The sequence below is a fragment of the Vibrio ezurae NBRC 102218 genome (assembly GCF_000467185.1).
GTDB lineage: Bacteria > Pseudomonadota > Gammaproteobacteria > Enterobacterales > Vibrionaceae > Vibrio > Vibrio ezurae.
Genome location: NZ_BATM01000037.1, coordinates 65,819 through 90,463, shown reverse-complemented (window position 1 = coordinate 90,463; position 24,645 = coordinate 65,819). Strand labels below are relative to the sequence as shown.

Here is a 24,645-nt window from a genome sequence, read left to right as displayed (position 1 = left end):
CACCAACTCCGTTAAATGTCTGAATATTCTTACAAGATACATCATCGATTATAAGCGACCAGAATACACAAATGGGTATTGCCCCTGTCCATTAGGTTCACCTAGCCATTTAAGCTGTTGTCCTAACTTCTGAGGAAACTCAGCACCAGGCTTAAACCATGCATCCAGATCGTAGCTCATATCCGCATGCATAGAAGCGGTAAATTGACTGGAAACTTGAGCGGTATCTTGATGACCTTTTGCTGTTAGCTGATTGTCGGTACAACTGACATCAGACACAATATTACCGAGATCTAAATCGCCCATCGGAGATGAAGCCTTGCTGTTATTCCATACCAGTTTTGCGGTACCCGTTTGACACCAAGGACTCGCATACTGATAATCTTTCACCGCCAAATCAAGTTGGCCATCAATGGAAATCGGCGCTGGAATATCCACATATTTAAGTACTTGTTTAGCCGGAATAGATAAAATTAGGCTGCTTGCATAGGGACCACTAAGGCTATAGCCCACCGTCCCTCGGCCTGTTAGATCCAATGCACTATTGCGGCCCAATCGCACGTTCAGTTCAGCTTTGCCCTGCAACAGCTTCCACCCTTGCAGATCCCAATTCACTTCACCAAAACCGTACTCTTGCCATGTAACGTCCTTGGCCGTGCCTTTCCATAAGGTTCCACTCACACCAGAGATGTTTAACCCATTGATACGAGGTAATTGCTCTAGGGCAAACTTGGCCGGTAAATGCACAATCACGCTACATAGAAACACGACCAATAACAAAAAACCGTAGCCGAAAAGCTTTTTAAAACTGATCCCAAACATTAACTACCTGCTTTCTTAAACTGTAAACGGCTGATCTCAACCACACCGGGCTTTTCTGTTTCCGTGATGTCTAAGAAAGCGACATCAACCCCTCTTTCCTGACGCAAAAACAATAACCAGTTCATTAACTGATTAAACGCAACAGGTTTAACCCACACCTGAACCATATCTTCACGAGGCTGAAGTCGAATCAGCTCAATATTAAAGCGACGTGTTGAGGTGGATAACACTTGGTTTAACGGCTGATTAGAGATGGTAGGAGCGTTGCTTGTTTTACGTAACTCAGTGATCTCATTTGCTTCTTTTTGCACCCAGCTGAGTAGTTGAGTTTCACGGATCAAACGAGTCTGAGCCAACTCACTCTTTTGTTTTAACGGCGCAAAGCCGCCCCAATACAGCAAGCCTGCCACGCCAAAACCAATAGCGATAATAAGCATACGCTGCTCTCGCAAGCTAATACCGCTCCAATACCCCAAGATGGACTCTTGTAATCTGCGCATTATTTCACCTTCAGCACGTAGCTGCTGCTGACCAAATCGCCATCGCGATTTATCTGACCTTGATCGACAGAGAATTTGTCAGACAAAGCAACTCGAAGCTGTTCAAAAGTCTGGAAGTCACTCGCTTGAGCTTGAATTCGCAGCTCTTCACGATTGCTATCAAATTTAACACTCTGAATCTTCACTTTATCCATGCCTTTCAACGACTCTTGAACTTCCAACATCCAAGTAATCAACGGAGCGCTCACAGTGCCACCGTTCAATCGCGTTTTTTCATCCGTCATTTGTCGTTTTAAATAGCTGACGGTTGGAATACGACGCTTATCAGGGAACACCGCTCTAAAAATACGTTCACTTTCGGCTCGGTACGCCGTGGCTTTCGACTCAATTTGACTCACATTCATGTAAGTATTGATACTAAATACCACCAACAAGATCAAAGCTGCGATAGCCGGCGCACGCCACAATTTGATGTTCTTTAACCAAGAAGCCTGTTTTTTAAACTCACCGCTCAATAAGTTCACTGTGGACAGTTGAGCGTTTTTAGCCAGCAACGCCATGGGTAGCTCAGCAGGCAATTCATCTATCTTGACTGAGACAGACTCTTGTATCGCGTCAGGAAGTTGACCAAAAGATTGAATACTCGCGATCGCTTGCTCAGTTGAAGCCGACTCATCCTCTGTCTCGCCGTCATCGCTTGGGGCAACCGACAACATTTGAGTCAATACAAACGGTACGAGCTCTTCTGATAATGTCATACCTTGGAACTGATTCTGACGAATCAAATAATGCGCATCCCAAGGAAGCACCGTCACACCCGCTTCTTCTAAAGGGAGTGATAGCACATCAGGCAAGACTTTATGCAGTTCAATACCCGCTTCGGTAAAGTACGCAATGCATTGTTTAAAGTAGCTTTTATCTACAGCTGCAATCCACGCCTTGTCACCAGCTAGCTTAAGAATAGAGAAATGCAGTTCATCAATATCTTGAGCTAGCTCTTCTTCAAGAAGAAAAGGCAACATAGTGGCAAACTGGCGAGTCGCACCAGCAGGGACCGATACCTCTTTCAAGGCAACATCTTGTCCATCAAGTAATAAGGCCACATTTCGGTCGGTTGCATAACTGGCAAGCTCATCAAGCTGTGCCAAACCGTTGAGTTCTCCACTCGCGATAATTTCGTCTTCGGTTGAAGACCAAACCAGCCATGGGATTGTGTTTAAATTCTGCCTACTGAGCCGAACTGTCAGGATTTCGCTCACTAATTCCTCCAAATCGTCGGCGTACTACTCGCGATTCGTCTTTATTTTCACTATAAAGCAGGCTTCTCAAGCGAACTCGAGCATCCTGCACAAATACTTCTGTATCTAATTCAAAGTACTTACTGTCCACTGATAGATACGCTTTGGCTTTACTTTTTATATCGTCGCTAACGCCTGCAATATCTGGCTCAGAGAGAAAATCATCGGTACTCTCCCAGCCATCGTATGGGCGGTCTTCAATCACTTTTTGTGCTTGTTCTTCACTGATTTCAGAATTAAACAAAGCCACAAGCAACTTAGCTTGCCAAGTTCTGATGGTATTCACATTGATACGCAAGTCATCCGTCGGTAATGCACAAGCTAACCAAGAAATTTGCGTCATGGCCGGTCCATTCATCTGATAGACACTTCTTAGTTCACTCAGATCGGCCATTAATCCATTGGATGCCATATAAGCAGGAGAAAGCCCCTCATAGGTAGCATCTTCCACGCCAGATTGAGTGGTCACCACATCATTATCGTCTAAGTATTCCCATGTAGAATCAGCAACCACCTCAGCTTGATAGCTATCGAGCCCTGCCTCTTCGAGCAATGTACGCCAAACTTCGAGCAAATAAGGGCGCGTACTGGTTGTTGCATCCAGTTCCACCGCAGCCAACGCATTCACATTAAAACACGCCTGCATATCGCGGATAACACCTCTTGCTTCACCATACTCCAACGGATATGTTTGTTCATCCATTGCCCATGGCTGGCTTAAGTTTACCGTTTCATCGTCTTCAAGACTTTGCTGAATACCGTATTTCGCTAATGCTTCAACGCCAATCGCGTACCAATAAGCTTGCTGGTTATTCACTTGATTACCAGCCCTATCTACACTGAGCATCAAACGCTCTGACATGGTAGCGGCAATCGCAGTCATGACCGCCAATAGCAGCAACACAATGATCAAAGCAACGCCTTGCTGTTGATGGCGAGCTTTATACATTCTGCCACTTGGCTGTGATAGATTATTCTGGCGTATCTTCATTGATCCTCTCAAGCTTACCGTCTGCAGTAAGGTAGATACGTTCTAACTTGCCATAATCTTCCAGCGTTAAATCCACCGCGATCGCTTTTGGTAGAGCATCGCCATCGGTCCACTCTTTTACCCATGCTTCGCCATTATAAAAACGCATATCGAACTTCTCGACCTTATCCAGAAGCGGTGTCACGATGCCTTCTTGTCCCACCGGGGTATCAGGGTATCGCCACCATACACGCTCTAATTTATCTCCTCGAAGTCGATAACCCACTTTAGTGATTTCTCCGCGAGGAAATTGTTGTTGCGGATTGATCCACCCCAAACGAGTAAACAATACGCCTTTGCTGTCAGAGTCGAGTAAATTGTCTTTCCAATAAAGCAGTGATTCGCCTTTTTCTTCCCCGTCATTACGAAAATGACGCACGGCGATCTGGCGAAAATCACTGTCTAAATACACCAATGTGGCCTGTACCTGCTGTAGACGACCGAGCTTTTCTTGAGACTGCGTATTACTCAGTTGAACCTGAAACACCACTTGGTAGGCGGCAATACTCAAACTGGCAAAGACTGCAATCGCAACCAGTACCTCAATTAAAGTAAAACCTTTGATTCTATTGTAACGGGACATAGCTTCTCACCGTCACCAAAGGGTTATCCCCGTTTTGATTGGTCGATACACTCACATCAACAGCGCGCAAATAATCATTGCCCGTTGATACGGGAGTAATCGTCCAATACCATTCCTGCCCAGCTAATTCAGAGCTTCCCTTGCGCGCCGTTGTCGGTGGCTCAGCCAGCATCATCAAGGCCATTTGATTATCTGCAACCATACCTGCAAAGGTTTTCTGCTCTAAATAGCCAATACTATTAATGTGTTGAGTTACCGCACGAACGACACTCATTGACGCTGTCGCAAAAATAGCCAGAGCAATAAGAACTTCCAGTAAAGTCATACCTTTAGCGGACTTCATCTTTTAGCTCCTCACCCGGCTTAAGCAACTTAACACTGCCGTTTTCTAACGCAGCGACTCGCCAGTTGTCATCCCCTTGAGCTTCAGAGCTAGGGTAGATATACACTTCAAACGGAGTTAACTCACCACTTGAAAGAATAAAGACTTGTGGAGGCGGTTCTTGTTTTTTCTTCTCTTCTTTGGCGAACATCTCTTCGTCAAACAAGGACTCTTGATTAAACAAAGTATCTTGCTTACCCCAAGTGCCATCACCTAATTCCCACGCAAGTGTTAAGCCATCTTCCAGTTCTGTATCAGCGGGGATTCTACGATGCTCTAACGCTTGCCAACCGTCTTTGGTCAGTTTGAGTAATCGATATTTTTTTCCTGCCGGATCAAAACGTATACCCAAATCCCAACCATTAAGAATTGCATCTTGATGCAACATAGTTAGGCGCTGAAAGAGCTGCTGAGAACGCGTTTGCGCCGCATCAGAGCTACTTTGAGGTAAGTTAATGACCACAGCAATGGCACTTACCGAGACCAAAACCATGACTAACATGATTTCTAGTAAGGTAAAGCCACGCTGTTTTTTATGCTGTCTTGCCACAAGCTAGATTACTGGAAGTCTTGCAGGTTCCAGTTACCAATATCAGTTGATGAACCTTCGCCTCCATCTTGACCATCAGCACCTAAAGTGAAGATATCAATATTGCCATTGTCACCAGGGCTTAGGTACTGATAATCATAACCCCATGGGTCTTTTGGAAGACGACGAATATAACCGTCAGCACGGTAGTTACGAGGCTCAGGAGAACCTGTAGGACGACTTACCAGAGCATCTAAACCTTGGTCTGTTGTTGGGTAAACACTGTTGTCCAGCTTATACATATCTAGTGCATTTTCTAATGCAACAATATCGGTAATCGCTTTTTGTTGATCCGCTTTCTCTTTGTTGCCTAACAAGTTAGGAACAACAAAGCTGGCTAAAATACCTAGGATTACCACAACAACCATAACCTCTAGCAAGGTAAAGCCTTGTTGCTTCTTATTTCGTTTCATTTTTTTCTCCATACACTCGGGTAATAACTAACTAAGCACCCGATACCAAGTTATTCAGTTCAAGCAGTGGCATCATAGTTGCCACTACAATAAATAGTACGATCCCTGCCATAAATACAATCAGCAATGGTTCAAAAACCCCTAACGCCATGTTCACCTGAGATTCAAAATCTTGGTCTTGGTTATCTGCCGCACGAGTCAACATTTGTTCAAGCTCTCCCGATTGCTCACCACTGGCAATCATGTGCAGCATCATAGGCGGGAACAGTTTGCTCTGTTGCAAAGAGTGACGCAAACTTCCCCCTTCTCGCACTTTATCTGAAGCTTCAAGGACCTGCTTCTTAAAGAACTTATTACCCATAACGTCTGCGGCAACAATCATCCCATCTAAAAGAGGAATGGCACTTGCCGAACATATGGCTAAGGTACGAGCAAAACGCGAAGTATTTAAGCCTCGAGCAACACGGCCAATCACAGGAACGTTTAATACACGACCGTCCCAGCGTAATCTTAGCTCAGGCTTTTTCAATAAAATCTTAATGCCAACAATCAGTACGACAACACTAACAACGACGAGTACACCATAGTCTTGAACAAAGGTACTGGCATTGATCAAGATCTGAGTTGAGGTTGGTAGCTCTTGTCCCATTTGCACAAACTGATCGACAATTTTGGGAACAACGGTAGCCAGCAAAAAACCAATAACCGCGACCGCGATCAAGGTCAGCATGATTGGGTAGATCATGGCTTGTTGTAGTTTTGAACGTAATTTTTGACGTTTTTCGGCGTAATCGGCAAGACGCTCTAGAACCGCGTCTAAGTGTCCTGATTTTTCACCTGCCGCCACCATAGCGCAGAATAAGTCATCGAAGACCGCAGGGTATTCACTCATACTGTCAGCTAAAGTGTAACCTTCAACAACCTTAGAGCGAACACTCACTAACATGCTGCGAATGTGCGCTTTTTCAGATTGTTCCGCAACCGCCCTTAAACACTCTTCTAAAGGCATACCTGCTTGAACAAGGGTCGATAATTGACGCGTCAATAACGCAAGATCCGGCGTGCTGATACCGCGCTGAAAACCACGAGACTTAGATGACTTTTTCTTGGTCTGAGTCTCATTGATTTCAATAGGCATTAAGCCTTGCTCTTTCAAGCGTTGCCTAACTTGCCTAGCGTTATCACCTTCGGTTACGCCTTTTTTCTGACGACCTTTCGCATCTAGCGCTTTATATTCAAATGCAGCCATTATTCTTCCCTAGTAACTCTCATCACTTCTTCTAGGGTCGTTTTGCCAGCCCTTGCTTTGTTCAAACCGTCTTGGCGAATGCTTGGCGTAGATTGACGCACAACGTGTTCAATCTCTTGTTCGCTTTGCTCACCATGAATCAATGACTGTACGCTTTCGTCAACCACCAGCAATTCATGGATACCAGTACGGCCTTTGTAACCTTTGTTATTACAATGCTCACACCCTTTTGGTCGATAAAGTACTAAGTCGTCATCGGCTTCAAGCTGGAACAATTTCTTCTGTTCAGCATCGGCTTGATAAGGTTCGCGACACTCTTTACACAGTGTACGCACCAATCGTTGCGCTAAAATACCCAATAGAGAAGAAGAGATTAAGAAAGGCTCAATGCCCATATCTCTTAAACGTGTGATAGTACCGACGGCTGTGTTGGTGTGCAGTGTAGACATTACCAAGTGACCGGTTAAAGACGCTTGTACCGCAATCTGAGCAGTCTCAAGGTCACGAATCTCACCAATCATTACGACGTCAGGGTCTTGACGCAGAATTGCTCTTAAACCCCGCGCAAAGGTCATATCAACCTTAGGGTTTACTTGAGTTTGACCAATGCCATCAATATCAAATTCAATCGGGTCTTCAACCGTTAGGATATTACGCTCGGCACTGTTAAGTTCCTGCAAGCCGGCATACAAGGTGGTGGATTTACCTGAACCTGTAGGGCCTGTCACTAAGATAATACCGTGCGGTTTTTGAATTAAGCTTTGTAGACGCACGTGGTTGTGCGAAGACATACCTAAGCTGTCGAGATCAAGCTGAGTGGCGTTTTTATCCAATAGACGCATAACCACACGCTCACCATGAGAGGAAGGCATAGTAGAAACACGCACATCCACCGCTCGTCCACCAATCAATAGTGAAATACGACCATCTTGTGGTACACGCTTCTCAGCGATATCCAGTTTTGCCATAACCTTAACCCTGGACACCAACAAAGGGGCCAGTTTGCGGCTAGGCGCTAAGACATCACGCAATACGCCATCCACACGGAAACGAATAGAAAGGTGCTTTTCAAAGGACTCGATATGAATATCTGAAGCCCCTTCTTTGATTGCCTCACCCAACATGGCGTTGATCAGCTTGATAATTGGCGCGTCATCTTCGGCTTCTAATAAGTCCTCATTGTGCGGAATTTCTTCCGCCAATGAGAAGAAGTCATCGTTATCTGCACCAATGTCTTCCATTAGCTGTCTAGCTTCAGAAGAATCGCGCTGATAAGAATCTGAAAGTTTCGATTCAAAATCATGCTTATTCATCTCAATCAATTGAATTGGCAAAGGTGACACGCGCATGGCCTCTAACAACGTCGACGTTGGCATTGGAGCGACATAAAACAATTGGTATGCGTCACCCTTTTCATTGGGCTCAAGTACAACACTAAAACGCTTAGCAAAACCAAACGGTAAGCGTGTTGTACCGGCTTTGTATGTTGAGAATGCTCCGCTTTCCATTACTTATGGTCCACTTGCTCAATAAAGGCTTGAAACTCTTTTGGACGACTTGCCTCATCACCGTATTTCGGCATAACTGGAATCAAGTCATCAGGGAGAAGTTTTAGACCTTCTTCTGCTTTGTACAGTTGCTCTGCACGAATGTAGTTGTATTTACGCTGTGTAATACCATCAGCCGTCATACCATCACGAATAATGGTTGGCTTAATGAATACCATTAGGTTTTTCTTTTCAACCTGAGTACTGGTTGAACGGAATAATTGTCCTAACCAAGGAATATCACCCAGTAGCGGTACTTTCGATTCACTTTCCATGGCACGTTCATCAATCAAACCACCAAGCACCAGCATTTGACCATCTTGTACCATCACCGAAGTATTTAACTGACGTTTCGCAAAACGAACATCTACCGCACCATTAGCACCTAATACGTTTGAAACTTCCTGCTCAATCTTCAATTGCACAGAGTCCCCTTCGTTAATCTGAGGTACAACCTTAAGCTTGATACCCACTTCTTTACGATCAACGGTTTGGAATGGGTTTTCATTGTTTGAACCTGAAGTTGACCCCGTCAATACAGGAACTTCTTCACCAACAATGAAAGATGCCTCGCCATTATCCATTACGGTAATGCTCGGAGATGACAGAATGTTCGAGTTAGAATCTGTTGCTACTGCATTAATCAGAGCAGTCCAATCTCCCATAGCCAAGCTGACAGCAGCGCCGTTCACACCACTTAATGCACTGGCTAGAGTGGAGTAGTCACCAGACTCAGTAACATCGTATGGACGACGGTTACCATTGTTATCGGTGTAGTACTCTGTTCGAGTTTGATCTTTTGCTTCTTCTAGACCAACCATAACTTGGCCGATAGACGCACCCGTATTACCGTACTGAACAACAGCGCCGGTTTCTAAGTTACCCCATTGCACGCCTAGGTTGACGCCATCGCCTTCTGACATTTCAACAATAAGTGCTTCGATCAATACTTGAGCACGACGAATATCAAGCTGAGCAATCACATCACGCAATGCTTTCATAATATCTGGCGGCGCAGTAATCACGAGGGAGTTCGTACCTTTGTGCGCTGAAATCATCACGTCCGACTTAGAATTTCGAGCTGCAGCTGCACCCTGCGCAGTTTTCTTAGCTGCGGCTAAGTTGTCCGAAACGCCTTTCAGCACTTCAACTAAATCTTCAGCATTGGCATTTTTCAAGTAAATAACTTGGTTGTTGCCTTTAACTTCCATCTCTTTATCAAGCTGAGACACCACTTTTTTCAAGCGCTTACGCACTTGAGGATCCCCTGAGATCAATACTGAGTTAGTGCGTTCATCCGCAACTAATTTTGGCTGCAAGAAAGCCGGAGTATTTTTCGCTTCTGTGGTTTTGTTCAAAGCCTCAACAATACGCACCATTTCCGCCGCTGATGCAAATTTTAATGGCACGACTTCAATCGATTTATCGCCCGCTTTATCCACTCGCTCAATAATCTCAGCTAAACGGTTAACAACCGCCGCACGGCCTGTGATTAAGATAATGTTGGCAGGATCATAGTGAACAACGTTACCTGCGCCAGCGTTATCATTCAGCTGACGAAGCAATGGGGAGAGCTCTCGTACTGAGACATTGCGAACAGCCACCACACGCGTGACCACAGCATCACCTTTAATCTTGTTGTCTCCAACAACAGGAACCGCTGATGTTTTCGCATCCTTAGCTTTAATTACCTTGATGACGCCGTTTTCCATTTCTACAACGGCAAAACCGTACACCTCAAGGACACTAAGGAAGAACTGATAATACTGCTTTTCGTTCAGTACATCGTAGCTACGAACATCAATCTTTCCCCTAACCGAAGGGTCAACAATAATGGTTTTTTCTAAGTTTCGGCCAACAATGTTGATGAACTCGCCAATATCTGTGCCTTTAAAGCTGGCACTAAATTCATCGGCACTAAATGCTGGTGTACATATAAGACTACCCAATAGTAGCCATGCACTCTTGCTAAACCAACCTTTCACTTGATACTCCCAAAAAATCAATGGCACTCGATGCCTAGCATGCTTCATTTGTCAGAGGCATGCTTTTGCTATGATAGCGAGACCGCTATCAAACTATAGTTGTAAATAAATATCGTAGCGTTGACCATTTCGCTCAACAGTGAGGTTAAGCTCACTTAAATCACCTAAAGATTTCCAAATGGTCCCCATAGATGCCGGATTTTTCAAATCAGCTCCGTTAAGTTCCACTGCAATATCACCGTCTTGTAGGCCAATAGAGTCAAACAAAGTACGCTCACGTCCAGGACGCACACGATATCCAATTAATTTTCCGTCACGATTTACCTGAGACAGTCGAATATATTTAAGAAGTTGCTGAGGATTACTAGAGATCTCAGCTTTGATTTTATCTAAGCTCGCGGTATCAACTTTAGGATTATTGCCTTGCACGTTCGACTGCGGCTGTTTGTTGACAACCTCTTTATTTGTCGCACGTTTATATTCTATACCTTCAAGCATTAAGGTTTCATTGCGACCCTGATTCTCAATAATCACACGATCGCTTAAAACGTTATTTAATTTCGCGCGAGTACCATCAATAACCTCACCCACGCCATAAGTATCTTGGCTGCCTTTATTAGCAATAACCGCCAGACTGTTTTTTTGAATTGAACTTGCTACCACACCCACAAGTACAAGGTTTAATCTTGTCTTAGGTGCGTCAACAACTTGTTGTGTTGCTTTAGGCGCAGCTTCTTTTGACTCAACGCCAAATAAATTGGCATTCAGTAACGATGAAATGTCGGTACCCTGATGCGTAGCTGAAGCAGGACCAGTCGCCGAACCCGCGGCAGGTCTCCAATGCTCAACATCTGAATCTGAGCCCATAAGATGCCATAGTAAATGCCCACATAACCAAGCAGTACTGACGAGTAAAATCAGTGTCAATGCTTTGGCAATGATTGCCTGTTGATTCACGACACTGGTCAACAATTGATTGGCTTTATGCGAATGTGTGGAAAACTTAGACAAAACAGGTCCCTATTGATATACCGATTTCATAGAATATGCCTAGGAGGCATTGGTGCTACTGGGCTAAACGGATGAGCAAGACTACCATACAAATTATTACCGTTAATTAAACAGTGAATAATTTCGATTGTAAATAAAGACATTTACTTGAAAAATGCTATATACGTCACCATTACCCACCTGCCAGACAACACTTAGAGAGCAAAGATCATTATGAGTTCCACGATTGAGTCTGTTCGGCTCGACAAATGGTTATGGGCTGCACGCTTTTACAAGACCCGTTCAATCGCTCGAAATATGATCGATGGCGGTAAAGTTCATTATAATGGACAACGTAGCAAACCCAGTAAAATAATAGAACTCGGGGCTACAATTACCCTGCGACAAGGACTTGTTGAAAAAACGGTCACGATTGAAAAAATATCAGACCAAAGACGCGGAGCACCTGAAGCACAGCTACTTTACACCGAAACGGTAGAAAGTATAGCGAAGAGAGAGCGCACAGCACTAGAACGTAAGATGCACGCACATAATCCAAGTCCTGATCGCCGTCCTGATAAAAAACAACGACGTGATCTGATTAAATTTAAGAACCAATAAGCTGGAGTTTCCTAATGGAAAGCAACGTATTAAATCGTTATTTATTTGAAGACCTATCTGTACGCGGTGAATTAGTACAGCTAGATACCGCCTACCAAGCCATCCTAGATAGCAAACAATACCCAGTTGCGATCCAAAACTTGCTTGGTGAACTGCTTGTTGCGACCTCATTACTCACCGCTACCTTAAAATTTGAAGGCTCAATTACTTTACAGTTGCAAGGTGACGGTCCTGTGACTCTTGCGGTAATAAATGGTGACAATAACCAAAAAGTCCGTGGCGTCGCTCGCTTTGAAGGCGAAATTGAAGATACAGCCTCTTTGCACGATATGTTGGGCAAAGGTCACCTAGTAATTACTATCTCTCCAAATAAAGGAGAGCGTTACCAAGGTGTGGTTGGTTTAGAGGGCAATACACTTTCAGAAGTACTAGAAACTTACTTCGAACGTTCAGAGCAGCTAAAAACTCGCTTATGGTTCCGCACTGGTGAATTCGATGGCAAAGCACATGCCGCTGGTATGTTGCTACAAGTCGTTCCCGATGGTACGGGTTCTGCGGATGACTTTGAGCATTTAGAACAGCTTACTGACACGGTAAAAAATGAAGAATTATTTGGCTTAGAAGCGAATGACTTACTTTATCGTCTATACAACCAAGAAACGGTAAAAGTGTTCGAACCTCAACCGGTTGAATTTTTCTGTGGCTGCTCAAGAGAACGCAGTGGCGCAGCAATTATTACCATTGCAAAAGAAGAGGTTAACGACATTTTAGCCACAGAAGGTAGCATCGCTCTACATTGCGATTATTGTGGTAGCAGCTACCACTTTGATCCAGTTGAAGTCGAAGAATTATTTGCCAAAATCGATAAGCCTACCCTGCACTAAGCTCACAATTTTATAATTAAAAAGCCGGCACATTTACGTCGGCTTTTTATATTCACTCGCATTCATAGCATAAACAACTCAAAAACCTTCATTATCCTCACTTTTTAACAACAAAAAGTGGTAAAAAACCATTTTTACAAATCACTTCAATACATTCCTATTCCAGTGTTCTGAACTACAAAAACGTGATCCTTGTTTATAAAACATTCAATAAAGGCAGATATAGTCAATAATGTTACAACTACTGAGCAAATCAAATACTTATAAATTCGGTAGCTTCACAAATTGTTAACTAACGACGCCCTACACAAGGAGCACCTATGACTGTTATAGAGCATACTAAGGTTGCAAACATCGATCTGACTCAATATGGAATCAGCCACTCAACTGAGATTATTCGTAATCCCAGTTATGAGACACTTTTTGCAGAAGAAACCAGCGCCACATTAGAAGGTTATGAGAAAGGCATTGTAACTGAGCTAGGTGCAGTCGCAGTGGATACTGGCATATTTACCGGTCGCTCCCCTAAAGATAAGTTCATCGTCAAAGATGACACTACACGTGAGAATATGTGGTGGACCACCGATACCGTAAAAAATGATAACAAACCTATCGAACAAGCGGTATGGAACGATCTTAAACAATTGGTTACGACACAGCTTTCAAATAAACGTCTGTTCGTGGTCGATGGCTATTGTGGTGCAAACCCAGACTCTCGCTTAGCCGTTCGAATTATCACCGAGGTGGCTTGGCAAGCTCACTTTGTGAAAAACATGTTCTTGCGCCCATCAGACGATGAGTTGTCTTCATTTGAGCCAGACTTTGTCGTGATGAACGGCGCTAAATGCAACAACAGTAAATGGCAAGAGCACGGACTCAACTCCGAGAATTTCACCGTGTTCAACCTCACTGAAAAAATGCAGCTAATCGGTGGCACCTGGTATGGCGGAGAAATGAAAAAAGGAATGTTCGCAATGATGAACTACTTCCTTCCGCTACAAGGTATGGCCTCTATGCACTGTTCAGCCAATATGGGTGAAGAAGGGGATGTTGCGATCTTCTTTGGCCTATCAGGTACAGGGAAAACGACCTTATCAACTGACCCTAAGCGTGCCTTAATTGGCGACGATGAGCACGGCTGGGACGACGATGGTATCTTCAACTTTGAAGGTGGGTGTTACGCTAAAACCATTAAACTATCGAAAGAAGCTGAGCCTGATATCTACAATGCCATCCGTCGTGATGCTCTATTAGAGAATGTCACCGTACGCAATGATGGCTCCATCGATTTTGATGACAATTCAAAAACTGAAAACACGCGTGTTTCCTATCCGATAGAGCATATCGAAAATATCGTTAAGCCAGTCTCTAAAGGGGGGCATGCAAACAAGGTCATTTTCCTCTCTGCCGATGCGTTTGGGGTATTACCTCCTGTATCTAAGCTCACCCCAGAACAAACGAAGTACCATTTCCTTTCAGGATTTACCGCCAAGCTAGCAGGTACTGAGCGTGGTATTACCGAGCCAACACCGACTTTCTCTGCATGTTTTGGTGCGGCATTCTTAACTCTGCATCCCACAAAATACGCAGAAGTGTTGGTGAAACGAATGGAAGCGGCTGGCGCAGAAGCTTACCTTGTGAATACGGGCTGGAATGGCTCTGGGAAGCGAATTTCCATTCAAGATACTCGTGCGATCATTGACGCTATCTTAGATGGCTCAATTGAAAATGCACAAACCAAAACGATTCCAGTATTTAACTTGGAAGTCCCTACCTCACTGCCTGAGGTTCATCCTGAGATTTTGGACCCTCGCGATACTTATGTTGATCCTCTGCAATGGGAAAGCAAAGCCAAAGATTTAGCAGAACGCTTCATCCACAACTTTGAAAAATACACTGATAACGATGAAGGCAAAGCACTGGTCAAAGCTGGACCTGTGTTAGATTAATCACATCTATAACTAATTAAGCCCCTGCTTTTAGGGGCTTTTTGTTGATAAACAAATAGATATAAGCCATCTTTACCCCTACGCGAAAAACCTTTGGGAAATAAGATGAAAGCTGTACTCAAAATCTGCGGCTGCTTTTTACTGCTCTTCTTTGTAGCAGGCTTAGCTCTATTTTTATTCTTACACACCTCTCATACGACTTGGTTAACCCAACAGATACTGTCGCGCGTCACCAGTGATGATATTCATATTGGTGACTCTCACTATCAATACCCCGAAACACTGGTTTTATCAAATATCGCCATAAAACAACCAAATGATGCAATTGCGAGTATTGACCGTCTCGAAATCACTCTCGATTCCCACTTAAATTGGTCAAACCCCATATCTGTCACTAATGTCTCTCTTTCTGGCGTCAACTTGCCTCACGGCATCCCAGACTCACCAGAAATCAACTCTTGGGTTGAACGCTGGCAACCTCAGCACATTGAAGTTAATGATATGGATTTTGCAGACCATGATTTAGTCGCTCGAGATTTGCAACTGACCTACTCTCCTACAGACCTCTTTTCACAAGGGTATATCACGATTGATGGGGAGCAAGTTTACTGGCAGGGCGAAGCATTCAACCACTTCAAAGCCAATATTAATTATCGTAAAGACAATACTCAGCTCGATCTGCTCAGCTTTGAATGGCGCAAAGGAAAAATACAACTGATTGCCGAACAACATGGAGATAGCTGGACACTCAACGATGCGTTGGTCCGTCACCTACACTTATCGGCACCCTTAACCACTCAAGCGGGCGCTTCACCAGTGCTGAATTTGCTCAAAAAAATTGATCATATTGAACATCTAAAAGTAGAACAATCCAGTTGGCAGCAAGACCAATTTTCGGTCAATCAAATGCGTTTACAACTCAGCAACTGGGATGTCAGTAAAAGCCTCTGGGCGCAACGAAGTGAAGTGCAATTTTCGGCGGAAAGTGTTGATTGGCATAAACAACTGCTGCTTGAGCCACAACTTTCCGCTCAACTACAGCCAGAGCACATTCAACTCAATCAACTCGATTTCCTCTTTGAAGAAGGACAAATTTCAACTCAGGGGCAATTATCTCCAGAGCAAATGATGTTGGACAACCTCAGTATTAAAAACCTCAAGTGGAGCATCAAGGACACACAAGTACACACATTAATCGAGCATCCTCTCAATGTGTTACAGCAACTGAACATCAAAACACTCAAGATTGAGCGTAGCCAAGTGATCGATCTGGCGAGTGAGCAGCATTGGCAAGTTTCTAATTTAAATGTCGAAGGCAACAATTTAAACCTAAAAAAAGACAACAAATGGGCTCTTTGGAACGGCACACTAGCTGCCAGTGCGAATAGCCTGACCCTATTTGGCGTTACCTCGATCAGCCCATATATAGAAGCCAATACCCAAAATGAACTGTGGACTATCAAACAGCTATTTTTGCCTATCGAAGAGGGCTTGATCAAGGTGCACTCTAATGTGAACCTTGCGCTACCAAGCATGCCATGGGATCTCTCGGTACAAGCCTATGGCATTCCTTTACAGCAAATCACCTCTCCTTTGAAAATGGCAATACATTGGAGTGGAGTGACGGATCTCACTGCTAATCTTAACGGATTGGGCGGTGACGACTTAATGTTGAGACACAGCTTAGACGGCTCCCTCAAGATTGCCCCGCATGATGTGCAAGTGCAGATACCTTTTGCAACGCAACGCTCCCAATCTATTATCATCCCAGAAATTAACGTCACCGCACAAAGAGGTGTTCTGAGCGTTGCAAACACGCAGTTTGTCAGTGATAACCTGACTGGTGGCCTTCAAGGAAGTGTGGATTTAGTCAACCCCAAGGATGGCAATATCCTATTCAATCTAACCACTGATTGCGTGTCTTATTCTTCAGCCCAGCCTAAAGGGCGCAGTCATATTGCCGTTACCTGTACCAAACCAAAACAGGATACCAGTGACAGCAATAAGTTAACCCCTACACACTAAGAGTCTCATTAGCTCTAGAGCTTGGCAGAAGCACGTAAGTTCCGGTAAATTCCACCGCCTCTTGCGTGCCACTATAGATAAGCACCTTGATGATAATTCGTGCACGACGGCCACCTTCCAGCCTATCGAGATCGCCACTAATACCATCTAAAGAAGTACTGGCTTTCGGGCTTTCCTTCACAGGGTGACGATAGCGGATATTACTGTCTGCCAATACAATATCAGCACGTAAATTACGCTCTTTCATCAACAGCCAAGCCATCCCCCACCCCGTCAAAGTGGCTAAGGTGAAAGCAGAGCCTGCAAACATTGTATTGTGAGGGTTAAGGTTAGGGTTCAATTGAGCAACACATTCAAACTTATAACCTGTGTACTGATTGATCTTGATGCCCATTTTATCGCTAATCGGAATCTGCTCCTCCCAGCGACGCTGCAGTTCATTACACCAATCAGGACGACGTAGAACATTCGCCATAGGATCAATGGCTTTCACCATCTGTTGGTGACGCATGGGACCACGCTCATCACTCAACTCACCTTGGCTTGTAAAACCATTGTTCCGATAAAACTCTATCGCGTCTTCACGGGCATTACACACCAGTCTCTTGACCCCTTCTTCGCGCGCAAGCGCCTCCAGAGCAACCAGAATCAAAGAACCAACCCCTTTACCCTGACGGTTTTTCTTCACCGCCATATAACGGATCTGCCCATCATCATCCGCAGTCACATAAAGGCGTCCAATCGCGACTGGGCGGCCTCGACCATCCACAATCATTCGATGGTGGCTCAGTTCGTCGTATTCATCTCTTTCTGAACCTTTGGGCCTTTGCCAAGGTTCACGCAGCATCTGCCAACGAAAGTGATAGTACTTCTGCAATTGATTTTCTGTACTTGGCGTAATCAGTTTAAACATAGTGTTTCAGGTCCATTGAATCCATTCGTAGTAAGGAGAAGAGCTTAAACTTGCAACCAAAAAGTCACCGGTCCATCATTGACCAAAGAGACTTTCATGTCCGCGGCAAATCGACCGCGCTGCGTCGGTAAGACTTCCTCACAGCGATCGGAGAAATATTCATAAAGTCGGTTGGCTTCATCTGGAGCTGCGCCACGAGAAAAACCCGCTCGGGTTCCTTTTTTAGTATCTGCAGGCAGTGTAAACTGAGACACGACTAATACACTGCCATCCACCTGTTTTACATTCAGGTTCATTTTATCTTGCTCATCACCAAAGACACGGTAAGTCGTCACTCGCTCCATCAGTCGCTTCGCTTTTGCTTCATCATCGTCTTTTTCAACACCGAGCAATACTAGCAAACCTTTGCCGATCTCCCCGATCACTTCACCATCAACTTTTACGCTGGCTTCACTCACTCTCTGTATCAGAGCTATCACGTCGAATCCTTTTTCTCATTAATATATTTTGGTAATGCAAAAATGAGCTCATATCAAATGGCTTATCCACTCGCCAAACCTCATCTTCACCAAGACTTGCGGTAATTTCCGCGCCGATCAATACAATCATCCAGCACAGATAAATCCACATAAAGAGCAAAGGCACCGCAGCCAAAGCCCCGTAAATTAGCTGATACGATGGAAACTGCGACACATAGTAAGCAAACAGTTTTTTACTGACTTCAAACAGACAACCTGCGACCAATGCGCCCGCCAATGCATGATTGAAACGAACCTTAATATTAGGCACTAACAGGTAAAGCCCAAAGAAGGCAATGAAAGAAAAAATAATCGGTAGCAAACCGTACACCAGATGGACGGTATCTTCACTCCACACTTTGAGTGAGGCAATGTAAGAAGAAAACACTAAGCTAGTGCCCATTAAGATTGGGCCTAAAGTCAATACCATCCAATAAATCGACAATGAATACACGGTGCGGCGCTTCTTGCGCACTCGCCAAATATAATTCAAATTCTTATCAATTGCCGAAATCAGTAATACCGCCGCGATAAACAGGAAAATCAAACCAATAGAAGTCATCTTACCCGTATTGGCAATAAACTCATTTAAAGTGTGTTGAATCGCCTCACCCGCAGTAGGAACAAAATTACTAAATATGAATTGCTGAACGGTATCTCCCACACCGTCAAACATCGGTACCCGAGATAATGCGGTTAAGGTTACCGTCGTTAAAGGCACTAAAGACAGTAAGGTAATATAAGCCATGTAACCAGCATTCACTGGCAATCTATCGTGCTTAGCCCTTTGATAAAGATAGCTGAAGTAGTGCAATAGCACATGCACCCAGCCGGGAAGATTTGGAAGACTTGGAATTTTCTGCATCCTGCTGTAATACCGAACTTAGTTTCTGACCTACTTGAGCTGAGGCAGAGAAAGTTAAAAGACTTATACCAACACTTACTTAGTGTAATTGGTATTAGGGTGAACTATACCAATCCTTTGAGCACCCTTCACGATATCAACCCAGAGCAACATTGGCTCACTCACGCGATGCCCCAAAAATTATGATGGGGTACTCTGGATTCAAAGTGGTATCAGTTTAGCAAAACTCATTCGCCGATAAAAGAAAGCCCCACTGAGGTCAGTCAAGTGACAACTTCAGCGGGGCTTAAATAAGTTAGATAACTAGCGAAACGCTAATTGTCTCTTATTTTGCTGGGCGGCTCGCACGTTTACGTTCGTTTTCAGTAAGAAGCTTCTTACGGATACGAATGCTTTCTGGAGTCACTTCTACTAGTTCATCTTCATCGATAAACTCTAGAGCTTGCTCTAGTGTGTGTTTGATCGGTGGTGAAAGAACCTGAGCTTCATCCGTACCAGAAGCACGTACGTTAGTTAGCTGCTTACCTTTAAGACAGTTAACGGTAAGGTCGTTAGAACGGTTATGAATACCGATAATCTGACCTTCGTATACTTCATCAGCGTGCTGAGCAAATAGACGACCACGCTCTTGTAGGTTAAACAATGCGTAAGTCAGTGCTTTACCTGTTGCGTTAGAAATTAGAACGCCGTTGTTACGTTGACCGATTACGCCACCTTTGTGCGGGCCGTAGTGATCAAATGTGTGGTACATCAAACCAGAACCAGAAGTCAGAGTCAGGAACTCAGTTTGGAAACCGATAAGACCACGAGAAGGCATCATAAAGTCCATACGTACACGGCCTTTACCATCTGGAGACATATCTGTTAGCTCACCTTTACGTAGGCCGATATTTTCCATGATGCCACCTTGGTGCTCTTCAAGCACATCGATGGTTACTGTTTCGTATGGTTCTAGAAGTTGACCGTCTTCTTCCTTCAGGATTACTTCAGGACGAGAAACCGCTAGCTCGAAGCCTTCACGACGCATGTTTTCAATCAGGATAGAAAGGTGAAGCTCACCACGACCTGAAACGCGGAATTTATCTGGATCGTCAGTTTGTTCAACACGTAGTGCTACGTTGTGAACCAATTCTTTTTCTAGACGCTCTAGGATATTACGTGAAGTAACGAATTTACCTTCTTTACCAGCAAACGGAGAAGTGTTTACTTGGAAAGTCATGGTTACTGTTGGCTCATCTACAGATAGAGGAGTCATCGCTTCAACGTTGTTTTGGTCACAGATAGTGTCTGAAATTTTCAGCTCACCTAAACCTGTGATGGCGATGATATCACCAGCGTTTGCTTGATCAACTTCATGACGCTCAAGGCCAAGGTAACCAAGAACCGTACCGACTTTACCGTTACGTTTCTTGCCATCAGCACCAACGATAGTCACTTGTTGGTTTGGTTTGATGCTACCGCGAGTAACACGACATACACCAATAACACCAACGTAAGAGCTGTAATCAAGTTGAGATACTTGCATTTGTAGCGCGCCATTGATGTCAACATCAGGCTGATTTACGTTATCAACGATAGCTTGGAACAATGGTTCCATATCTTCGCCAACTTCACCTTCTTCAAGTGTTGCCCAACCGTTTAGAGCTGATGCGTAAACCACTTGGAAGTCTAGTTGGTCGTCAGTTGCACCTAGGTTATCGAACAAATCAAATACTTGATCCATTACCCAGTCAGGACGAGAACCAGGGCGGTCAATCTTGTTGATAACAACAATTGGCTTAAGACCGTGTGCAAATGCTTTTTGTGTTACAAAGCGAGTTTGTGGCATAGGACCATCAACCGCATCAACAATCAGCAATACCGAGTCAACCATAGACATAATACGCTCTACTTCACCACCGAAGTCTGCGTGTCCAGGAGTATCAACGATATTAATGCGGAAATCATTCCAGTTGATGGCAGTATTTTTTGCCAAAATGGTGATACCACGTTCCTTTTCGATATCGTTTGAGTCCATCACGCGCTCTTCAACTTCGCCGCGGGATTCAAGCGTACCTGATTGTTGAAGCAGCTTATCAACCAAAGTTGTTTTACCGTGGTCAACGTGCGCAATGATGGCGATGTTTCTTAACTTATCAATCTGTGGAGTAGACATGAATAGAGTTCACTCAGTAGAGTCTCGGCAGTGTGCCGATGACAGGGAATAAAAATTTCGCGCTAATGTATCAGATTTTAGCCAAAATCCCAACTAGATGTGATCTATCCCCTACTTATTTCCTAATTTATTTGTTATGAATTAAAAAAATGTCGCCGTTTGACAGAAAATAAAACAAGAAATACCCAATATAGCCAGCAAATCGCACGCTTCGTTCAACATTAAGCCAACGAGCCTCAACACCTATCTCTCCTTCTATATAGAGGGATAATCTACGACCACGCACCAACATTGGGCGATAGCTTTCGACATCACGATGAATCTCTCAAAAATGAAGGGCAAAATTGATCAATCCCCTAAAAATCTCAATTATTTTGCACCACAACGGTGCATTCGTAGATCATATTGGTGCAAGGCAGATTGCTGATTATTGCGTAAAATCACCCAACCCCATGATAAATAAAGAAATAACAAAGTTGGCATAGCTTTCGCATAAGAGAAAGTATTAGAGAGAACAATCGAAAATATTCATTGTTCGATAACTAAAAAAGAGTGTAGATTGTGTCCTAGGACTTTACGCTCACCATTATCGAGCAATCACGTTTACCAACACTGGAGGTTATCCAACATGTCAGTAGAAAATGTATTATCGCTGATTCAAGAAAACGAAGTTAAGTTTGTAGACTTACGCTTCACAGATACTAAAGGTAAAGAGCAACATATCTCTATTCCTTCACATCAAGTTGATGCTGACTTCTTCGAAGAAGGCAAAATGTTTGACGGTTCATCTGTAGCTGGTTGGAAAGGTATTAACGAATCTGACATGGTTATGATGCCAGATGCAGCAAGTGCTGTCCTTGACCCATTCACTGAAGATTCAACGCTAAACATCCGTTGTGACATTCTTGAGCCTGCGACTCTGCAAGGATACGACCGTGACCCACGTTCTATCGCTAAGCGCTCTGAAGAGTACATGCGTTCTACAGGTATTGCTGACACAGTATTGATCGGTCCAGAACCAGAATTCTTCCTATTTGATGACGTGAAGTTTAACACTGACATGTCTGGTTCTTTCTACAAGATTGATGACATCGAAGCTTCTTGGAACTCAGGTACTGATTACGAAGAAGGCAACAAAGGTCACCGTCCAGGCGTTAAAGGTGGTTACTTCCCAGTAGCTCCTGTTGATTCTTCTCAAGACATCCGTTCTGCAATGTGTCTAATCATGGAAGAAATGGGTCTAGTTGTTGAAGCGCATCACCACGAAGTTGCTACTGCGGGTCAAAACGAGATTGCTACTCGTTTCAACACGCTAACAACTAAAGCTGATGAAACTCAAATCTATAAGTATGTTGTTCATAACGTAGCTCACGCTTACGGCAAAACAGCAACTTTCATGCCTAAACCACTAGTTGGCGACAACGGTTCTGGTATGCACGTTCACCAATCTCTAGCAAAAGACGGTGTAAACCTGTTTGCTGGTGACAAATACGGCGGCCTTTCTGACCTAGCGATCTACTACATCGGTGGTATCATTAAGCACGCTCGCGCAATCAACGCATTTGCTAACCCTGCAACTAACTCATACAAGCGTCTAGTTCCAGGATTCGAAGCTCCAGTTATGCTTGCATACTCTGCACGTAACCGTTCTGCTTCTATCCGTATCCCAGTGGTACCAAGCCCTAAAGCACGTCGTATCGAACTTCGCTTCGGTGATCCAGCGGCTAACCCATACCTAGCATACTCTGCAATGCTAATGGCTGGCCTTGACGGAATTAAGAACAAGATTCACCCTGGCGAAGCTATGGATAAAGATCTATACGACCTACCTGCAGAAGAAGCAGCTGAAATCCCAACAGTTGCAGCTTCTCTACAAGAAGCTCTAGAAGCTCTTGATGGTGACCGTGAGTTCTTGACTGCTGGCGGCGTATTCTCTGATGATTTCATCGATTCTTACATCGGTCTGAAGTCTCAAGATGTTGAGAAAATCAACATGACAACTCACCCACTTGAGTTTGAACTGTACTACTCAGTTTAATCTGTAGCGAGTCAGTATTTATCAAGGGCCTGCCAGTTTGGTAGGCCCTTTTTCTTGCTTCATTTTTAATCCATTTCAGTCACTAAAATACCAAAAAACGGCAAGGTTTTTGCATCATATAAATAAAGAGCCCATAACTACATTCATAAGCTCTCATTGCACCAAATTTGTGCAATAATTTATTTGAATTGACCCTACGCACTAAAAAGGACTTTCTGTGAGTAAACCATTAGCTGAAACTGTCTTAGAGCAGCTTGTTACAGCCACCTTGTTGCTCGATGAATCATTAACCGTTTGCTATTTGAATCCATCGGCCGAACAGCTATTTGGACAAAGCAAAAATCGTTGTATTCATCAACACCTACCCGAAATGGTTGAACACTCTTCTATCGATTTCTCGGTTTTTGAGCAACCGCTCATTTCGGGACAAGGCATCACCGACAGTGGCGTAACCTTTGTTATTGATGGCAAGCCACTGCTTTTAGAGCTCACCATCAGCCCGATTTCTTGGGATAAAAAAGTCATGCTGTTAGTGGAGCTTCGCCAAGTAGAACAACAACGAAGGCTCAATCAAGAGCTTAACCAACATGCTCAGCAACAAGCGGCTAAATTACTGGTACGCAGCCTCGCACATGAGATCAAAAATCCACTGGGTGGGCTACGTGGCGCTGCACAACTGCTCGAAAAAATGCTGCCTTCAGAATCATTGCGTGAATATACCCAAATCATCATAGAGCAAGCCGACAGGCTCAGAAATTTAGTTGACCGACTGCTTGGGCCACAAAGGCTCGGTACAAAAGAACCAGAAAACGTGCACGCAGTGTTAGAAAAAGTGCGCCAATTGGTCAACCTAGAGTTAGGGGAAAACGTTCGTATTGAGCGAGACTACGACCCTAGCCTACCGGATATCGCAATAGACAGTGAGCAAATAGAGCAAGCGCTATTAAATATAGTGAGTAATGCAGCGCAAATACTACAAGGCCACGAAGATGCCTTAATTACTTTGACCACTCGCACTGAACACCAGGTCAATATTCATGGTAAACGCATCAAACTGGCGGCCAGAATTGAAGTCACCGATAACGGCCCGGGAATACCTCCCGAGCTCATTGATACCTTGTTCTATCCCATGGTCAGTGGACGAGAGGGAGGCACAGGGCTTGGACTGTCTATTTCTCAAAACCTCATCGACCAACATCAAGGAAAAATTGATGTGGACAGTTGGCCGGGAAAAACAACATTCACCGTTTATCTACCCATTTTAGACTATTAGAAAACAGCGTTAGGAG

General features: G+C 44.1%; 22 protein-coding genes. 6 read left to right on the top strand and 16 right to left on the bottom strand.

Features of this window, described 5'->3' with window-relative positions; translation table 11 throughout:
* Nucleotides 1-48 precede the first annotated feature (48 nt).
* From VEZ01S_RS11570 to gspC, 12 genes are all read right to left on the bottom strand, one after another.
* Entirely contained in the window at nt 49-822 is a 774-nt protein-coding gene (locus tag VEZ01S_RS11570) for a type II secretion system protein N (RefSeq protein ID WP_021714231.1), read from the bottom strand.
* Nucleotides 822-1,322, bottom strand: a complete 501-nt coding sequence (locus VEZ01S_RS11565) for a type II secretion system protein M (protein ID WP_021714230.1) — start codon at nt 1,320-1,322, stop codon at nt 822-824. Before VEZ01S_RS11565 ends, VEZ01S_RS11570 begins: the two co-directional genes overlap by 1 nt.
* Nucleotides 1,322-2,581, bottom strand: coding sequence for a type II secretion system protein GspL (gspL, locus tag VEZ01S_RS11560; RefSeq protein WP_021714229.1), 1,260 nt, complete (start codon nt 2,579-2,581; stop codon nt 1,322-1,324). Before gspL ends, VEZ01S_RS11565 begins: the two co-directional genes overlap by 1 nt.
* A complete protein-coding gene (gene gspK / locus VEZ01S_RS11555; protein ID WP_040890818.1) occupies nt 2,550-3,611 on the bottom strand; it encodes a type II secretion system minor pseudopilin GspK in 1,062 nt (353 codons plus the stop codon). Before gspK ends, gspL begins: the two co-directional genes overlap by 32 nt.
* A complete protein-coding gene (gene gspJ / locus VEZ01S_RS11550) occupies nt 3,592-4,233 on the bottom strand; it encodes a type II secretion system minor pseudopilin GspJ (protein WP_021714227.1) in 642 nt (213 codons plus the stop codon). The genes gspK and gspJ overlap by 20 nt, the downstream gene beginning before the upstream one ends.
* A complete protein-coding gene (gene gspI / locus VEZ01S_RS11545; protein ID WP_021714226.1) occupies nt 4,217-4,576 on the bottom strand; it encodes a type II secretion system minor pseudopilin GspI in 360 nt (119 codons plus the stop codon). Before gspI ends, gspJ begins: the two co-directional genes overlap by 17 nt.
* Nucleotides 4,563-5,117, bottom strand: a complete 555-nt coding sequence (locus VEZ01S_RS11540; protein WP_052032223.1) for a hypothetical protein — start codon at nt 5,115-5,117, stop codon at nt 4,563-4,565. The genes gspI and VEZ01S_RS11540 overlap by 14 nt, the downstream gene beginning before the upstream one ends.
* A 56-nt stretch (nt 5,118-5,173) precedes the next feature.
* Nucleotides 5,174-5,617: a type II secretion system major pseudopilin GspG gene (gene gspG / locus VEZ01S_RS11535; protein ID WP_021714224.1), complete on the bottom strand. Its 444-nt coding sequence runs from the start codon at nt 5,615-5,617 to the stop codon at nt 5,174-5,176.
* Between the two features lie 31 nt (nt 5,618-5,648).
* The gene (gspF, locus tag VEZ01S_RS11530) at nt 5,649-6,866 is read right to left on the bottom strand and encodes a type II secretion system inner membrane protein GspF (RefSeq protein ID WP_021714223.1); all 1,218 of its coding nucleotides are present in this window, start codon (nt 6,864-6,866) and stop codon (nt 5,649-5,651) included.
* A complete protein-coding gene (gspE, locus tag VEZ01S_RS11525; protein WP_021714222.1) occupies nt 6,866-8,374 on the bottom strand; it encodes a type II secretion system ATPase GspE in 1,509 nt (502 codons plus the stop codon). Before gspE ends, gspF begins: the two co-directional genes overlap by 1 nt.
* Nucleotides 8,374-10,398, bottom strand: a complete 2,025-nt coding sequence (gene gspD, locus VEZ01S_RS11520) for a type II secretion system secretin GspD (protein WP_021714221.1) — start codon at nt 10,396-10,398, stop codon at nt 8,374-8,376. Before gspD ends, gspE begins: the two co-directional genes overlap by 1 nt.
* 93 nt (nt 10,399-10,491) lie before the next feature.
* Nucleotides 10,492-11,409, bottom strand: coding sequence for a type II secretion system protein GspC (gspC, locus tag VEZ01S_RS11515; protein WP_021714220.1), 918 nt, complete (start codon nt 11,407-11,409; stop codon nt 10,492-10,494).
* Nucleotides 11,410-11,622: 213 nt separating this feature from the next.
* Here gspC and hslR point away from each other — a divergent pair, with 213 nt between their 5' ends.
* From hslR to VEZ01S_RS11495, 4 genes are all read left to right on the top strand, one after another.
* Nucleotides 11,623-12,009, top strand: coding sequence for a ribosome-associated heat shock protein Hsp15 (hslR, locus tag VEZ01S_RS11510; protein ID WP_021714219.1), 387 nt, complete (start codon nt 11,623-11,625; stop codon nt 12,007-12,009).
* A gap of 14 nt (nt 12,010-12,023) precedes the next feature.
* The gene (gene hslO, locus VEZ01S_RS11505; protein ID WP_021714218.1) at nt 12,024-12,893 is read left to right on the top strand and encodes an Hsp33 family molecular chaperone HslO; all 870 of its coding nucleotides are present in this window, start codon (nt 12,024-12,026) and stop codon (nt 12,891-12,893) included.
* A 320-nt stretch (nt 12,894-13,213) separates the two neighbouring features.
* A complete protein-coding gene (gene pckA / locus VEZ01S_RS11500; RefSeq protein ID WP_021714217.1) occupies nt 13,214-14,842 on the top strand; it encodes a phosphoenolpyruvate carboxykinase (ATP) in 1,629 nt (542 codons plus the stop codon).
* Between the two features lie 105 nt (nt 14,843-14,947).
* Entirely contained in the window at nt 14,948-16,867 is a 1,920-nt protein-coding gene (locus VEZ01S_RS11495) for an AsmA family protein (RefSeq protein WP_021714216.1), read from the top strand.
* Here VEZ01S_RS11495 and VEZ01S_RS11490 read toward each other — a convergent pair.
* The 4 genes from VEZ01S_RS11490 to typA all read right to left on the bottom strand — a co-directional run bounded on the left by VEZ01S_RS11490 (nt 16,857) and on the right by typA (nt 21,318).
* Nucleotides 16,857-17,780 (bottom strand): bifunctional GNAT family N-acetyltransferase/hotdog fold thioesterase, encoded by a 924-nt coding sequence (locus VEZ01S_RS11490; RefSeq protein WP_021714215.1) that lies wholly within the window; start codon nt 17,778-17,780, stop codon nt 16,857-16,859. The genes VEZ01S_RS11495 and VEZ01S_RS11490 overlap by 11 nt on opposite strands.
* A 44-nt stretch (nt 17,781-17,824) precedes the next feature.
* Nucleotides 17,825-18,259 carry a D-aminoacyl-tRNA deacylase gene (dtd, locus tag VEZ01S_RS11485; RefSeq protein WP_021714214.1) on the bottom strand — a complete coding sequence of 145 codons (435 nt, stop codon included), beginning with the start codon at nt 18,257-18,259 and terminating at the stop codon, nt 17,825-17,827.
* On the bottom strand, nt 18,231-19,163 hold the full coding sequence (locus VEZ01S_RS11480) for a virulence factor BrkB family protein (protein ID WP_021714213.1): 933 nt from the start codon (nt 19,161-19,163) through the stop codon (nt 18,231-18,233). Before VEZ01S_RS11480 ends, dtd begins: the two co-directional genes overlap by 29 nt.
* Before the next feature lie 325 nt (nt 19,164-19,488).
* Entirely contained in the window at nt 19,489-21,318 is a 1,830-nt protein-coding gene (gene typA, locus VEZ01S_RS11475; protein ID WP_021714212.1) for a translational GTPase TypA, read from the bottom strand.
* 628 nt (nt 21,319-21,946) lie between these two features.
* Here typA and glnA point away from each other — a divergent pair.
* Nucleotides 21,947-23,356, top strand: a complete 1,410-nt coding sequence (glnA, locus tag VEZ01S_RS11470) for a glutamate--ammonia ligase (RefSeq protein ID WP_021714210.1) — start codon at nt 21,947-21,949, stop codon at nt 23,354-23,356.
* Nucleotides 23,357-23,573: 217 nt separating this feature from the next.
* Nucleotides 23,574-24,629: a nitrogen regulation protein NR(II) gene (gene glnL, locus VEZ01S_RS11465; RefSeq protein WP_021714209.1), complete on the top strand. Its 1,056-nt coding sequence runs from the start codon at nt 23,574-23,576 to the stop codon at nt 24,627-24,629.
* Nucleotides 24,630-24,645 lie beyond the last annotated feature (16 nt).